This window comes from Streptomyces sp. NPDC002386 (assembly GCF_053593175.1).
On the sequence record NZ_JBSFBX010000004.1, the window covers coordinates 210,634 to 224,711 of the forward strand.

At 71.8% G+C, this 14,078-nt stretch carries 16 protein-coding genes and 2 tRNA genes; 5 read left to right on the plus strand and 13 right to left on the minus strand.

What is annotated here, in order from left to right; translation table 11 throughout:
- Nucleotides 1-3: 3 nt before the first annotated feature.
- Nucleotides 4-663: a potassium channel family protein gene (locus ACWCPN_RS10575; protein WP_451204159.1), complete on the plus strand. Its 660-nt coding sequence runs from the start codon at nucleotides 4-6 to the stop codon at nucleotides 661-663.
- A 28-nt stretch (nucleotides 664-691) separates the two neighbouring features.
- Here the strand turns inward: ACWCPN_RS10575 and thrS are convergent, their stop codons facing one another.
- The 3 genes from thrS to ACWCPN_RS10590 all read right to left on the minus strand — a co-directional run bounded on the left by thrS (nucleotide 692) and on the right by ACWCPN_RS10590 (nucleotide 4,607).
- Entirely contained in the window at nucleotides 692-2,668 is a 1,977-nt protein-coding gene (thrS, locus tag ACWCPN_RS10580) for a threonine--tRNA ligase (protein WP_451204161.1), read from the minus strand.
- A gap of 143 nt (nucleotides 2,669-2,811) precedes the next feature.
- Complete coding sequence (locus tag ACWCPN_RS10585) at nucleotides 2,812-4,044, minus strand: hypothetical protein (protein WP_451204163.1); 1,233 nt, start codon at nucleotides 4,042-4,044, stop codon at nucleotides 2,812-2,814.
- Nucleotides 4,041-4,607: a DUF4365 domain-containing protein gene (locus ACWCPN_RS10590; RefSeq protein ID WP_365122824.1), complete on the minus strand. Its 567-nt coding sequence runs from the start codon at nucleotides 4,605-4,607 to the stop codon at nucleotides 4,041-4,043. The genes ACWCPN_RS10585 and ACWCPN_RS10590 overlap by 4 nt, the downstream gene beginning before the upstream one ends.
- Nucleotides 4,608-4,775: 168 nt before the next feature.
- On the opposite strand from ACWCPN_RS10590, the gene ACWCPN_RS10595 reads away from it, so the two are divergent.
- Nucleotides 4,776-5,501 (plus strand): 3'-5' exonuclease, encoded by a 726-nt coding sequence (locus ACWCPN_RS10595; protein ID WP_365122821.1) that lies wholly within the window; start codon nucleotides 4,776-4,778, stop codon nucleotides 5,499-5,501.
- 276 nt (nucleotides 5,502-5,777) lie between these two features.
- On the opposite strand, the gene ACWCPN_RS10600 is transcribed toward ACWCPN_RS10595, so the two are convergent.
- The 5 genes from ACWCPN_RS10600 to ACWCPN_RS10620 form a co-directional block, all read right to left on the minus strand.
- Nucleotides 5,778-5,849: transfer RNA gene (locus ACWCPN_RS10600), tRNA-Val, on the minus strand.
- 39 nt (nucleotides 5,850-5,888) lie between these two features.
- Nucleotides 5,889-6,335, minus strand: a complete 447-nt coding sequence (locus tag ACWCPN_RS10605) for an SRPBCC family protein (protein ID WP_451204165.1) — start codon at nucleotides 6,333-6,335, stop codon at nucleotides 5,889-5,891.
- A 444-nt stretch (nucleotides 6,336-6,779) separates the two neighbouring features.
- Nucleotides 6,780-7,127, minus strand: a complete 348-nt coding sequence (locus ACWCPN_RS10610) for a hypothetical protein (RefSeq protein WP_451204535.1) — start codon at nucleotides 7,125-7,127, stop codon at nucleotides 6,780-6,782.
- Between the two features lie 312 nt (nucleotides 7,128-7,439).
- A tRNA-Val gene (locus tag ACWCPN_RS10615) sits at nucleotides 7,440-7,511 on the minus strand.
- Between the two features lie 96 nt (nucleotides 7,512-7,607).
- On the minus strand, nucleotides 7,608-8,069 hold the full coding sequence (locus tag ACWCPN_RS10620; protein ID WP_451204167.1) for a TIGR02611 family protein: 462 nt from the start codon (nucleotides 8,067-8,069) through the stop codon (nucleotides 7,608-7,610).
- Nucleotides 8,070-8,259: 190 nt separating this feature from the next.
- Here ACWCPN_RS10620 and ACWCPN_RS10625 point away from each other — a divergent pair, with 190 nt between their 5' ends.
- Nucleotides 8,260-8,673: an SsgA family sporulation/cell division regulator gene (locus tag ACWCPN_RS10625; protein WP_004002642.1), complete on the plus strand. Its 414-nt coding sequence runs from the start codon at nucleotides 8,260-8,262 to the stop codon at nucleotides 8,671-8,673.
- A 294-nt stretch (nucleotides 8,674-8,967) separates the two neighbouring features.
- Nucleotides 8,968-9,528, plus strand: coding sequence for a CGNR zinc finger domain-containing protein (locus ACWCPN_RS10630; protein WP_451204170.1), 561 nt, complete (start codon nucleotides 8,968-8,970; stop codon nucleotides 9,526-9,528).
- Between the two features lie 75 nt (nucleotides 9,529-9,603).
- Here the strand turns inward: ACWCPN_RS10630 and ACWCPN_RS10635 are convergent, their stop codons facing one another.
- Together ACWCPN_RS10635 and ACWCPN_RS10640 are read right to left on the minus strand one after the other, a co-directional pair.
- A complete protein-coding gene (locus ACWCPN_RS10635) occupies nucleotides 9,604-9,756 on the minus strand; it encodes a hypothetical protein (RefSeq protein WP_174266498.1) in 153 nt (50 codons plus the stop codon).
- A 121-nt stretch (nucleotides 9,757-9,877) separates the two neighbouring features.
- The gene (locus tag ACWCPN_RS10640; protein WP_451204172.1) at nucleotides 9,878-10,336 is read right to left on the minus strand and encodes a hypothetical protein; all 459 of its coding nucleotides are present in this window, start codon (nucleotides 10,334-10,336) and stop codon (nucleotides 9,878-9,880) included.
- 315 nt (nucleotides 10,337-10,651) lie between these two features.
- Between ACWCPN_RS10640 and ACWCPN_RS10645 the strand changes: the two genes are divergently transcribed.
- Complete coding sequence (locus tag ACWCPN_RS10645) at nucleotides 10,652-11,176, plus strand: DsbA family protein (protein WP_451204174.1); 525 nt, start codon at nucleotides 10,652-10,654, stop codon at nucleotides 11,174-11,176.
- Between the two features lie 9 nt (nucleotides 11,177-11,185).
- Here the strand turns inward: ACWCPN_RS10645 and ACWCPN_RS10650 are convergent, their stop codons facing one another.
- From ACWCPN_RS10650 to ACWCPN_RS10660, 3 genes are read right to left on the minus strand one after another with little or no spacing between them, the layout of a single operon-like run.
- Nucleotides 11,186-12,010, minus strand: coding sequence for a GNAT family N-acetyltransferase (locus tag ACWCPN_RS10650; protein ID WP_451204176.1), 825 nt, complete (start codon nucleotides 12,008-12,010; stop codon nucleotides 11,186-11,188).
- A gap of 52 nt (nucleotides 12,011-12,062) precedes the next feature.
- Nucleotides 12,063-12,884 carry an aminotransferase class IV gene (locus tag ACWCPN_RS10655; protein ID WP_451204178.1) on the minus strand — a complete coding sequence of 274 codons (822 nt, stop codon included), beginning with the start codon at nucleotides 12,882-12,884 and terminating at the stop codon, nucleotides 12,063-12,065.
- On the minus strand, nucleotides 12,881-13,945 hold the full coding sequence (locus ACWCPN_RS10660) for a chorismate-binding protein (protein ID WP_365122808.1): 1,065 nt from the start codon (nucleotides 13,943-13,945) through the stop codon (nucleotides 12,881-12,883). Before ACWCPN_RS10660 ends, ACWCPN_RS10655 begins: the two co-directional genes overlap by 4 nt.
- Nucleotides 13,946-14,078 lie beyond the last annotated feature (133 nt).

Consider the following 14,078-nt stretch of genomic DNA (forward strand, 5'->3'; position numbering starts at 1 on the left):
CCGGTGGACGACGACAGCCCCGCGGCCCGCTGGGAGCAGCGCACCGAGATCCCGCTCTTCTTGGGGTCGCTGATCTTCATCGCCGCCTATGCCACCCGGGTCCTCGCCACCGGCGTCGAGGCCTTCTGGCGAAGCCTGTGCCTGATCGTGATGCTCGCGCTCTGGGGGCTGTTCGCCGCCGACTACCTGGTGCGCTGGCGGCTCGGCGGCCAGCGGTTCCTGCGCTTCGTCAGCACACACTTCCTGCACACGGTCGTGGTGATCCTGCCACTGCTGCGCCCGCTGCGGATCGTCCCGCTCTACGACGTGGTCCAGCGCCGGCAGGGGGAGCCCAGGCTCTCGCTGTACGCGCGCGTGATCGCCTACGCGAGCCTGTCCACGCTGCTGCTCGGCTTCTCGGGCGCTCTCGCGGTCTACCAGCAGGAGCGCGGGGCGCCCGGCGCGACCATGCTGACGTTCGGCGACGCCGTGTGGTGGGCCGCGTCGACCCTGAGCACGGTCGGCTACGGGGACATCACCCCGGTGACCCCGACCGGCCGGGTGATCGCGACCGGGATGATGGCGGGCGGTCTCGGCCTGCTCGGCGCCGTGACCGGTTCGTTCTCGTCGTGGCTGATGCAGACCTTCTCCCGCGAGGGCGACGAAAGGCCCCCGGGGAAGTGATCCCCGGGGGCCCTTCGGGTGGTGCGGATCAGATCTGGGCCCGCTCCGCCACGACCTTCGCGATCTTGGCGATGGCCTCGTCGAACGGGATGCCGTTCTCCTGCGAACCGTCGCGGTAGCGGAAGGACACCGAGCCACCCGACATGTCCTCGTCGCCCGCGATGACCATGAAGGGCACCTTCTGCTTCTGGGCGTTGCGGATCTTCTTCTGCATGCGGTCCGAGGAGGAGTCCACCTCGACGCGCAGACCCTGCTTCCGGGCCGCGGCCGCGAACTTCTCCAGGTAGTCCACGTGCGCGTCCCCGATCGGGATGCCGATCGCCTGGACGGGGGCCAGCCACGCCGGGAAGGCGCCCGCGTAGTGCTCCAGGAGCACCGCGAAGAACCGCTCGATGGAGCCGAACAGGGCGCGGTGGATCATCACCGGGCGCTGCTTGGCACCGTCGGGGCCGGTGTACTCGAGGTCGAAGCGCTCGGGCAGGTTGAAGTCGAGCTGGATGGTCGACATCTGCCAGGTCCGGCCGATGGCGTCCTTGGTCTGGACGGAGATCTTCGGGCCGTAGAAGGCGGCGCCACCCGGGTCCGGCACGAGGGGCAGGCCCTGCTTCTCGGCGACCTGGCGCAGCGTCTCGGTCGCCTCCTCCCAGACCTCGTCCGAACCGACGAACTTCTCCGGGTCCTTGGTGGAGAGCTCAAGGTAGAAGTCGGTCAGGCCGTAGTCGCGCAGCAGCCCGAGGACGAAGGTGAGCGTCTTGTCCAGTTCCTCGGACATCTGCTCACGGGTGCAGTAGATGTGCGCGTCGTCCTGGGTGAAGCCGCGGGCACGGGTCAGGCCGTGCACGACGCCCGACTTCTCGTACCGGTACACCGTCCCGAACTCGAACAGGCGCAGCGGCAGTTCGCGGTAGGAGCGGCCGCGCGCGTCGAAGATCAGGTTGTGCATCGGGCAGTTCATGGGCTTGAGGTAGTAGTCCACGCCCTCGTCGAGCTGCATGGGCGGGTACATGCCCTCGGCGTACCAGTCCAGGTGCCCGGACGTCTCGAAGAGCTTCCCCTTCGTCGCGTGCGGGGTGTAGACGAACTCGTAGCCCTCCTCCTCGTGCCGGCGGCGCGAGTAGTCCTCCATCACACGGCGGACGATGCCGCCCTTGGGGTGGAAGACGGCGAGGCCGGAACCGATCTGCTCCGGGATGGAGAACAGGTCGAGTTCGTTGCCCAGCTTGCGGTGGTCGCGCTTCTCGGCCTCGGCGAGGAAGTCGAGGTGCGCCTTCAGCTCGTCCTTCGACGGCCAGGCGGTGCCGTAGATGCGCTGGAGCATCGGGTTCTTCTCGCTGCCGCGCCAGTAGGCGGCCGCGTTGCGCATCAGCTTGAACGCGGGGATCAGGCGGGTGGTGGGCAGGTGGGGACCGCGGCAGAGGTCCTTCCAGCACAGCTCGCCGGTCTTGGCGTCCAGGTTGTCGTAGATCGTCAGCTCGCCGGCGCCGACCTCGACGTCCGCGCCGTCGTCGTGCGACGCCGAGCCCTTGAGGCCGATCAGCTCCAGCTTGTACGGCTCGTCGGCCAGTTCCTCGCGGGCGGACTCGTCGGTGACGACGCGGCGGGAGAAGCGCTGCCCGCGCTTCTGGATCTCCTGCATCTTCTTCTCGACGGCCTTGAGGTCCTCCGGCGTGAACGGCTTCTCGACGTCGAAGTCGTAGTAGAAGCCGTCCTTGACGGGCGGGCCGATGCCCAGCTTCGCCTCGGGGAAGAGCTCCTGCACGGCCTGCGCCATGACGTGCGCGGTGGAGTGGCGCAGGATGTTCAGGCCGTCCTCGGAGGAGATCTCGACGGCCTCGACCTCGTCGCCGTCGGACAGCTCGTGGCTGAGGTCCCTGAGCTCGCCGGCCACGCGCGCGGCGATGATCGAGCGCTCGCCCGCGAAGAGGTCGGCGGCCGTAGTGCCCGTCGTCACCACGCGTTCTTCCCGCTCGGAATCGCGTTGGATGATCACACGGACGTCTGACACCGGTCTCTCCTGACTGAAGGTGGGTGCGGCGCCATACCCGGAGCGCGCGCACAACGGATCGTACCGACCCGGGACCGCCGACCGCGAAACGGTTACTGTCGGTCCGCCCCCCGACACGCCCCCGCCGTGTCCCCCGGTCCGCCTCAGTCCCCGTCGCGGTACGCCTCCCCGCACGCCTCCTCGAAGAAGTCGAGGTTCTCGTGCAGCGACTTCATCAGCCGGTCCCGCTCGGCGTCGTCGACCTGCACGGGTACGACGCAGCCGGCGCCGGTGAGCCTGCGGAAACCGCCCCGGCGCTCCAGCCTGCCGTGCACCCGCACCGGGAGCCCGACGAGGTGGGCGTGACCGGCGATGCGGTAGTCCTCCTCGCCCAGGGTGACGCGGACGTGCGGGACGTCGGCGCCCGCGAGCACCCGCAGCCGTACGGCGCCCTCGCCGAAGGGTCCGGAGCGGCGCAGCCGGACGACGGCGCCGGTGATCCGGACCGGTACGGAGGGCTCGTCGCGCAGGTAGCGGGCGCCGGCCGCGCGCAGGGCGGGCAGGTCGCCGGGTGAGAACTCGACGGGTTCGGCGGGGGCCGCGCAGCCCTCGGGGACACCGGCTCCGGGTGCCCAGGCGACGGCGACGCGGGCACCCTCGGTGCCGCGTACGAGAGCGGTGAGCGCGTCGGTCAGTTCGCGGCTGGCGCCGGCCTCGACGGCGCCGTCGAACGCGTCCATGCCACCGGTGGCGCGCTGGTAGTCGATGGCCTCGCGGACCGCGTACAGCGCCTGGTGGAGACGGACGGCGAGCGGACGGCCGGTGGGCACGGGCACGAAGGCGGTGAGCCGGCGTCCCTCCGCGCCGGGGCCGACGAGCACGTTCTCCAGGAGGGCCGCGGCGGCCGAGCGGTGCCGGGCACCGTGGTAGCCGGCACGCGCGCGTGTGGCCAGCGCCGCGGCGAGGAGCAACTGGCGGGTGGCGCCGCGCAGCCGCTCGTCGGCCGTCCAGGGCGCGGCCCCGGACGGTCCGCCCGGGGTGTCCCGCCAGCAGCGGATCTCGTCGCTGGGCACGGCGAGGGAGATCAGCACCTCGCGCGCGGACGGGGTGTCGCTGCGGGCGAGCGCGTCGAGGGCCTCGCCGAGCAGGTCGTCGCTGTCGGGGAAGGCGCGGCTCTCCGGGACCAGCAGGCTGGTCCCGGCGCCACCGGGACCCGGCGGGGTCCAGCGGCCGTAGCGCCCGGCCGCTCCCCCGCGCCGCTGCCAGCCGTGCCGGCGCAGCAGGGCCCCGAGCACGGCGGGGTCGACGGCGGCGGGGTCGGGCGGCCGGTGCCAGCCGGGGTCGTCGGGGTGCGGCCGGGCCTGGCGCGGAAGTTCCTCCTGGGGACGGCTTCTCATGGCCTGCCTCCCGTTCCGACCCGCGTCATGATCTCGCACAGCGCCCGGTCGTCGAAGATGCGTGAGGTCGGTATCCGCACGGTGGTCCGGTGCCGGCCGGTGACCGGCCGGCCGGCGAGGTTGACCCAGTAGCAGCAGTGCCTGAGGTCGAGCCGGTCGTGGCCGGCGCGCAGCCACTCGTCCTGGGACCGCGGGACCAGCATGACGACCAGGATCTTGTGCACCGAGACGGGCGTGCGGGCGAGTTTGCGCAGGTGGTCGTTGTCGAGCGTGAAGGAGAAGGAGGGACCCGGGGGGTTGGGCGGGATCTGGTAGGTGCATTTGAGCTGCACCTTGATGGTGACCTCGTCGTCGACGGTGTGGCCGGGCGCGCTGTGACTGACGTGCCAGTCGATGCCGTTGTCCGGGAAGGGCTGGGACAGCGAGCAGCCGGCCGCGGCGGCGACCGCGTGCAGATAGCCGACCTGCAGTGTCTCCATGCAGGCGGTGGTGGCGAGCGTGCCGCGGAGGTGACCCGCGCGTTCGGGCAGCAGCCCGCCCCGCTCGGGCTGCGCAATGGCCATGCCCAACAGCCTTCCGAGCCAAGGGTTTCCCCGTTGCGGGCCGCTGAACTGCAAAGACCCGTACTCCTGTTGTGTCCTTCCGGCGTACGGCGCAAACGGCCCGGGTATCACCAAACAGGCAGAAGACGGGATGTCACCCGCCCTGGGTGAACGAGGAGTTGTATTGCGATGACGAGCTGGTACGAGGGGCCGCTGGCCGCCTTCGACACGGAGACGACGGGTGTGGACGTCGAGGCCGACCGGATCGTGTCGGCCGCCGTCGTGGTCCAGGACGCCCCGGGCACCCGGCCGCGGATCGTCCGCTGGCTGGTGAACCCCGGTGTGCCGGTGCCCGAGGCGGCGACCGCGGTGCACGGACTGACGGAGGAGCACCTGCAGCACAACGGCCGCTGGCCGGCGCCGGTGATGTACGAGATAGCCGATCAGCTGGCCGAGCACGCGGCGATGGGGCGGCCGCTGGTGGTGATGAACGCGCCCTTCGATCTGACCCTGCTGGACCGGGAGTTGCGCCGGCACCGGGCCTCCTCACTGGACCACTGGCTCCAGGCCGCCCCGCTGCGGGTGCTGGACCCGCGGGTGCTGGACAAGCACCTGGACCGCTACCGCAAGGGCCGCCGCACACTGACGGACCTCTGCGCGCACTACGGTGTCGATCTGGACGGCGCGCACGACGCGGCGGCGGACGCGCTGGCCGCGCTGGAGGTGGTACGAGCCGTGGGCCGCCGCTTCGCGACCCGCCTGGAACGCCTCTCCCCCTCCGAGCTGCACACCCTCCAGACCAACTGGCACGCGGCCCAGGCCCGCGGCCTGCAGGCCTGGTTCGCCCGCAGCGGCTCGGAGGAGACGGTCAGCACCGACTGGCCCCTGCGACCGGAGCTGCCGGCGGCGGCGTGACGGGGCGGGACGCCGCCACCGAGTCTCACCAGGAGCCTCCGGCAACGTCGACGCCTCCGGAGGCGGAGCCTCCACCACCCTGCCGGAGCTCCCGGACGGGTTCCTGCCCGTCCTGAACCAGTGGGCGCACGCCCACGAGGGCGATGCTGGAGCGGCCGGAGAGGATCTTGTCCAGCACCTCCTCGGACGCGTTCGGTCAGCAGGATGCCGCCCTCAAGACGTTCGCACGGCCATGAAAAAAAGCCGGTCTGCGTCCTGCAGACCGGCTTTTCCCGGTGGGCGATACTGGGTTCGAACCAGTGACCTCTTCGGTGTGAACGAAGCGCTCTCCCACTGAGCTAATCGCCCGGGAACGCACTGAACAATACAGGGCTCCGCGGGGTTGGTTCAAACCGCTTCGAGGTGGCGCAGGAGTCCGCGGCGGCCGGAGGCCATCATCAGGGCGTGGTTGGCCCGGAAGAGGGGCCGGCCGGGTACGGCGAGACGGCGGAGCAGGGGCTTGGTCACGTCGACGACCTGGTGGTAGCGGGCGAGCGTGCCCGGACCCGCGGCGGTGACGGTCCAGCGGGCCCAGCCCTCGATGTCGCCGGACACGGTGACCTCCAGGACGCCGGCGGCCGGGTCGCGGCGCGTCTCGTGGGCGACGATCGTCATGTCGTACGGCAGCAGGGAGCGGACGGTGAGGACGCCGGTGGCGGCGTCGCGGCGGGTGACCGAGCGCACCTGGGGCCACCAGCGGGGATAGTCCTCGGGCCGCTCCAGCACGGCGAACACGGCGGCCGGCGGGGCGGGCAGGGACCACAGGGCGCAAAAACGGTAGTGGTTCCAGTCCATGGCCCGAGTCTGCCCGCCGCGGCGCGTGGATCTGAGTACGCGTACTCATGCGCCGCCGAGTGACGCGCACCACACTCGGGGGACGAGCGCCGCCGCCCGTGCGACGGCGCTCCCCCGTCGCCCCCTTCGGGCGGGCATCCGGCCGCCCGAAGGGCCAGGTTCTCGATGGCCGCGAGGTCGTGGAAGCGCGCTGTCGTTGATGGGCACTCAGCTCGCCTCCGTGCCCTTCGAATCGGACCGCATCGGGCTTAGGGAGACGGTGCACGTGACGGGCTCGCCGGTTGTATCCGTCCGTCCACCACTTTGTCGGATCGGCCGCGTCGGAACCGAACCCGTCCTTGGTGGAGAAGGTCCTGCCGTTCTGCCGGAGACAGAGGTCGTAGGGGTACGTGAGGGTGAAGCAGCCGGTGTCGCCGGCGATCTTCGTCCTGTCGTGGACGGTCTTCAGGCCTCGAAGTGCTGTCCCAGGTCCAGCCCCGCTCCGGTTCGACACCCGCCTGCCGGAAGAGCTTCTCGCCGATGACGGGTGCCATGGCGTTGGAGCCGACGGGAATTCCGAGCCGCTTGCCGTCGCCCTCTCCGGCCTTCGGGACGCTCGCCCGGAAGTGACCCGGGCTCAGCTTGCCGTCCCGCACTCGGGACTTGGGGTGCGAGGAGAATTCCGCGCTTGTCGTACTTCCGAAGGAAGGTGACGGCGTTTTGGAAAACGTCCGAGGGATTTCCGTCGGCGGCCTGCGCCCGGAACTTGTCCCAGAACGATTGATACGTCTGGAAGTCGGTCTTGACCTTGATCTTGGGGTGCTTCTTTGCTCACTCCTCGGCATCCGGCCAGGAGTAACGGATCGTCACCGCGCCGTCCCCGGAACCACTGCCGTCACCGCACCCGGTCGTCGCCGCGAGCCCGGTGATCCGGACAGGAATTTCTCCGGCCGCGGGACGACGGAGGTTACGGAGGCGGCGGGGGGCCCGCGGACGACCCGGCGGACGGCCCGGCAGGTGGGGGCGGGTGCGGGCGGGGGCCGGACACGGGAGGCGGGCCCTCTGGACCTGCGCGCCTCAACGACGACGGCCCACCTGCTGTTCGCAGGTGGGCCGTCTTCCGGGTGGGCGATACTGGGTTCGAACCAGTGACCTCTTCGGTGTGAACGAAGCGCTCTCCCACTGAGCTAATCGCCCGGGCGCAGGAAGAACATTACCCCATGTCAGGGGGTGCCTCCGACCAGGTGCCGGACACACGGCCGCCGACGCCGGGCGAACCTGCGGCGGCGCGGGTCACTGCTCCTCGATCTTCCAGGGCATGACGAAGCCGAACTTCCACAGGTAGATCCCCGCCAGCACGCCGATTATCACCAGGCCGATCACCGTCAGCGTGATGTTCCGCCGGCGCACCCGGGGGTCGAGGGCACGCTGCGCCGCCTCGGTGACCTTGCGCTTGGTCCAGCGCAGCACGAGCTGGGCCCAGACGAACTCGGTCGCCCAGATCGCCATGCCCCCGAAGATCACCACCCAGCCGGGGCCGGGCAGCGGCAGCATGACGACACCGGCCGCGACCACCGCGAGGCCGATCACGAAGACCCCGACCTGCCAGCTCACGTGCAGCACTCTGCGTGACTTGACGAACTGCGGAGCCCGGGAGCCGAGTCCCCGCTCGGCCCGCTCCTCGCCTGCCTTCATCTCGTCCGCCTCGTCGATGGCCGCGGCAACGCCGCCCCGCTCGTCACTCCCCGTATTCATACAGACAAACCCTACCGTAGTGAATCAGTCACTGGAATGGTCGCAGGTCTCACAGGAGTTCTCGGCCGGAAGAGTTACGTAAAGGCACGCAAAACCCTCAGAGGGGTTTACAACGGCACCGTAGGTGGCATGTCGATTTCGCCGACGTGCGAATCCCCGAGCGCACACTGAGCGAAAGGCCCTGGCGCTTATGAACACCACGGTCAGCTGCGAGCTGCACCTGCGCCTCGTTGTGTCGAGCGAGTCCTCCCTGCCTGTCCCCGCAGGCCTGCGGTACGACACGGCCGACCCCTACGCCGTGCACGCCACCTTCCACACCGGAGCCGAGGAGACCGTCGAGTGGGTGTTCGCCCGCGACCTCCTCGCCGAGGGTCTCCACCGCCCCACCGGCACCGGAGACGTCCGCGTCTGGCCGTCCCGGAGTCATGGGCAGGGCGTGGTCTGCATCGCCCTCAGCTCCCCTGAGGGAGAGGCTCTGCTCGAGGCCCCGGCGCGGGCCCTGGAGTCCTTCCTCAAGCGAACCGACGCCGCCGTGCCGCCCGGCACGGAGCACCGGCACTTCGATCTGGATCAGGAGCTGTCGCACATCCTGGCGGAGAGCTAGGTCGCGCCCCCACCAAACCGCCCGGCGCCGTCCACTCGGGGAGACGGCTCGGGCTCAGGACAACCGCATACGGCACTGGCCCGCGCCGTCACCGTGAGCGCTCACGGTGGTGGCGCCCGCCTGCGTGTGTACCGCGCGTGTCCGGGCGTGGGAGACTCGGGACCCCCCAGGGGTACGGGGGCGCCGTGCCGGCGGTCCGCCGGCGGGCGGTACCCGGTGCGGTGGGCGCGGTTGTCGCTACTATCGGCCGGCATCGGCGGGCGCCCGCCCGACCTCCAGGCCAGGGAGCGAAACGTGCTGATCACCCACGACACCCGCTGCGCCCTAGACACCGTGGTGGATCTGGTGAACTCCGCGCCGGACGACGAGTCGGCGGCGGACGGGCTCCCGGACGTCGCGGCGCTCGCCGATTTCGTGCGCGGGCACAACGTCAGTGACGTCGGAGTGCTGTCGGAGTTCGACCTGTCGGCGGTGCGCAAGGTCCGGAGCCGTTTCGCGGGGATCTTCGCCGCGCCGGACGCCCGGGCGGCGGCGGGGCAGATCAACGAGCTGGTCGCCGCGGCCGGCACCACGCCGCGCCTCACGGACCACGACGGCTACGACTGGCATGTGCACTACTTCGCTCCCGGCGCTTCCGTGGCGGACCACCTGGCCGCCGACTGCGGCATGGCGCTCGCGTTCTTCGTGGTGGCCGGGGAGCAGGAGCGGCTGCGGCGGTGCGAGGCCCCGGACTGCCGGCGCGCCTTCGTGGATCTGTCCCGCAACCGCTCGCGGCGCTACTGCGACAGCCGGACCTGCGGTAACCGCCTGCACGTGGCCGCGTACCGGGCGCGGCGCAAGGAGGCGGCGGGCTGACGGCCGGGCCGGACGGCCGCACTCATCGGGGCGACGCCTGTCCCGGCGGGTGACGCCGGGACGGACGTGTACGGCTCACAGCAACAGCAGGTCGTGCAGCGCAGCCATGAGGATGAGACACCCGATCACCGCAAGGAAGATCATCAGCGGTGGCTGGGAAAGGGCGAAGAGGCACCCGCGCGGCTCGTCCTTCGGCGGCGCGGCCTCGCTCTCTGACGTGTCCAGCATCTCGCGGTGATGATGGACCAGACGGCACCCCGTTGGCGATCAGCACACTCACCGTGTGCGGGTGTTCACCGTTTTCCCCACTGACCGGTTCACCTTGGTTCCGGTTGTGAACGGTTTCAGGTCATATGCCGTGCTTCTTGAGGATGGCCTCGATGTCGCTGAAGTCGTCGCCGGAGGCCGTGCCGGCGGACGGGGAGGCGGGCCGGGCCGCGGGGCTCTTCCCGGCGCCCAGCGAGGGGGCCGAGGCGGCCGGCGCCACCGCGTCGGCCCGGGCGCCGCGGGCGGCGGCCCGCTCGGCCCTGCGCTCGGCACGGGTGCTGCCGCCGCGGCGGCGCTCGACGGCGCGCGTCCCGGCGAACAGCAGCCAGGCCGCGCCCAGCACACCGAAGCCGGCCCAGGCCGTAGGGCTGAGGGCGGTGTCGGAGAGCCAGCCGACGATCCCGGTCATCACCAGGCCGATCGGCACGAGGGAGTAGGCCGCTATCCGCGCGGCGGTGAGGTAGCGCTTGCGGTACGCGGTGACCACCGCGATGCCCAGGCCCGCCGCTGAGACGGCGGAGCAGACGGTCTCGGCAATCATCCGGTCCTCCTGGCGGGCTCGGTCGGTGGCGGGACGCGAGCGGCACGGGGCGTGCGCTTCGTCCGTTCCATCCTGCACCGTCCCGGTCCCGGCAGGCCATGCCCGGGCCCGACATCAGGGAGATCTCCGGGTCGCCTCCTCCGCGGGTCCGGTCCGCGCCCTTCCCGGATCCGGACCAGCCTTCGACGGATCCTGTGCGCGGGAATGACCCCGGGCCCCGCCGGCCGGGCGCGGGTGAGCTGCCCGGGGGCGGTGGCGGGATCCGGGGCAGCGCCCGATTCGGCCCCCGGGGGCCCGCCTGGAAGACTGGTGACCATGAGCGACTCCTCACCCCAGCCCACCACCGATGCCCTCGTCCTCGACGTCTGGTGCGAACTCCAGTGCCCCGACTGTCTGAGCGCCCTGGACGACGTCCGCGCCCTGCGCGCCCGCTACGGGGACCGGCTGGAACTGCGGCTGCGGCACTTCCCGCTGGAGAAGCACAAGCACGCCTTCGCCGCCGCCCAGGCCGCCGAGGAGGCGCTGGCGCAGGGCCAGGGCTGGCCGTACGTGGAAGCGGTGCTGGAGCGCGTCGCGGAGCTGGACCGCGCGGGAGAACCCCTCCTGGTCGAGGTGGCCCGCGAACTGGGACTGGACGCCGAGGAGTTCGACACCGCGCTGATCGACGGCCGGCACATCCTGATCGTCGACGCCGACCAGGCCGAGGGCAAGGCCATCGGCGTGACCGGCACACCGACGTACGTCATCGGCGGCGAACGCCTCGACGGCGGCAAGAGCCAGCAGGGGCTGCGCCGGCGGATCGAGGAGATCGCCGACCGGCTGCTGGCCGAGCGGGCGTGAGCGGCCCGGCTACAGCAGCGGCTTGGTGAAGGCGGACTCCGTCGTCTCGTAACCCAGTGACTCGTACAGCCGCTCGGCCGGCGCGTTGCCGGCGAAGACGTTGAGCCCGAGGACCGGCCGGCCGGCGTCGATCGCCTGGCGCTCCGCCAGCAGCATGAGCGTCCGGCCGTGTCCCCGGCCCCGGTGTTCCGGGTCGGTCTCGACGTCGAAGACGAACGCCTTCTCCTCCTGCAGGGCCAGCCACAGCACGCCGACCCTCGTCCCCGCGTGCTCCAGGACGCTGAAGCTCATGTCCGCGGTCGACCGCCCCCGCGGCAGCAGTGTCTCGTGGTCCCTGCGCGCCTTGGCGTACGCGGCCTCCTCGGGGACGCCCCGGTCGATCCACATCCGGGCGTAGTCCGCGGACGCGTGTTCCTGCCAGGCGGTGAACTCGGCGGAGGTCATCGGCCGCCCCCGGCTCTCCGGGGGCAGTCCGGGCGGGGTGCCGTCGAGGCGCTTCTCCATGCCCCGGTTGCGCAGGGAGTAGCCGAGGGCGCCGGCCATGCGCAGCGCGGCCTCCGCCGCCGCCGGGACCACGACGTCCATCTGGGTGCAGCCCCAGCCGCGGGCGATCTCCTCCGCGGCGAGCGCGGCCACCGTCCCCCTGCCGCGCCGCCGGTCCGGCTCCGCTATCCGCACCTCGATGATGCGTGCCACCGAGTCACCCAGGTTCGCCGAGGTGCCGAGGTGGAGCACACCGACGGGACGGCTGTTCACACACACCTGGTACCGGCGTGAGCGCGTTCCGTCGGCGTTGCGCTGAAGCGGCTCGGCCGGCCGCAGGGTCGTCGTCATCACGGGTGTTCTACCCGCTCGGCGGCCCCGGGTCAGCCGAATTTCGCGCCGGTCACGGATCCAGGTCGTGCCCGGAGCGCTCGTCGAAGATCCGCATCGCCTTGAGGGTCGCCGGACCGGGGGCGCCGGGCAGCTCCCGGTCGTCGACCCGGTGCACGGCCTGGACGTCGCGCAGGCTGGAGGTGAGGAAGACCTCATCGGCGCGCTCCAGCACGTCCAGCGGCAGATCGGTCTCCCTGGCGCCGGTCCACTCCACCACGAGGGCGCGGGTGATGCCGGGGAGGCAGCCGGAGGCGACCGGCGGGGTGTGGATCTCGCCGTCCAGGACGACGAAGACGTTCGACCCCGTGCCCTCGCAGAGCTGCCCGACCGTGTTGCCGAACAGCGCCTCCGAGGCGCCGTGTCGGTGGGCGCGGGCGAGGGCGACGACGTTCTCGGCGTACGAGGTGGTCTTCAGGCCGGTGAGCGCGCCCCGCTCGTTGCGGGTCCACGGCACCGTGATCACGGCGGTGCTCTCCGGGCGGCGGGCGGTGTCACCGAGGGCGACCACCAGGGTCGGGCCGTGCTCGCCGCGGTCGGAGCCGAGCGGTCCGTGGCCGCCGGTGTAGGTGATGCGCAGCCGGCCGAGCGGCATCGGGGTGGCCTCGAGCACGGCCGCGCAGGCGCGGCGGACCTCGTCGAGATCGGGGTCGGGCAGGCCCAGGCCCCGGGCCGAGCGGGTCAGCCGGTCCAGGTGGCGGGTGAGCGCGAAGAGCCTGCCGTCGACGGCCTTCACCGTCTCGAAGACGCCGTCGCCGACGGTCAGCCCGTGATCGAGGACGGACACCCGGGCGGAATCGATGTCCCGCAGCGCGCCGTCGAGCCAGATCCTCATGTGAGAGCCCCTCCACTTTCCTGGTACAGCCCCGACGCTACCGCGAGCAGCCGGGACGCCTTCAGCTCGGTCTCCCGCCACTCCCCCTCGGGATCGGATCCCCAGGTGATGCCGGCCCCGGTGCCGAAGCGCAGCACCGGCGCGCCGGGGGCGGAGCGGTCGATCCAGAAGGTGCGGATGCCGACGGCCAGCTCGCCGACGCCGCGGTCGGCGTCGACCCAGCCGATGCCGCCGCAGTACGGGCCGCGCGGGGCGGGCTCCAGGGCCTCGATGATCCTGAGCGCGCTGGACTTGGGGGCGCCGGTGACGGAGCCGGGCGGGAAGGCCGCGGCGAGCAGTTCCGGCCAGCCGGCGTCCGGGCGCAGTTCGCCGCGGACCGTGGAGACCAGGTGGACCAGGCCGGGGTGCTTCTCCACGGCGCACAGGTCGGGGACGCTCACGCTGCCGGTGGCGCAGACCCGTCCGATGTCGTTGCGGACCAGGTCCACGATCATCACGTTCTCGGCGTAGTCCTTCTCCAGCAGGTCCGCCTCGGTGCGGCCGGTGCCCTTGATGGGGCCCGACTCGACGGTCCTTCCGGCGCGGCGCAGGAACAGCTCGGGCGAGGCGGTGGCGATCTCGACGCCGTGCCCGGGCAGCCGGACGGTGCCCGCGTACGGCGCCGGGTTGCCGCGGGCCAGCAGGGCGGTCAGCGCGTCCACGTCGGCGTCGGGGGCGACGGGCGCGCTCAGCACCCGGCAGAGGTTGGCCTGGTAGACCTCGCCGGCGGCGATGTGCTCGCGGATCCGGCCCACGGCCGCGGTGTATCCGGCGCGGTCCAGCGAGGAGGTCCAGTCGCCGGCCGCCGGGCCGCGCCAGGCGCCCGGCACCGGGGCGGGCACCGGCTCCTGCCGGACCTCGGCGAAGCGGGCGCAGGTCAGCCGGCCCTCGAAGTCCGCGCAGACCGCCCAGAAACCGGCCGATTCCAGGGCGGCGGGGTCGTCGGTGACATCGAGCAGGCCGGTGGCGAGGCGGGTACCGAAGCGGGCCAGGGGAGGTGGGCCGGAAGGGTGGTGAAGCACGAGGTCGAGTCTAGGGCTGGTGTCCGAATCGCGGCCGGGAGATGTCCCCCGGGAGCAGCCGGCCGTCACATCCGCCGAGTGCAGCGCAGCACGCTGCGCAAACGCGTTTTTGTACTGGACCGGGAATCCGCTA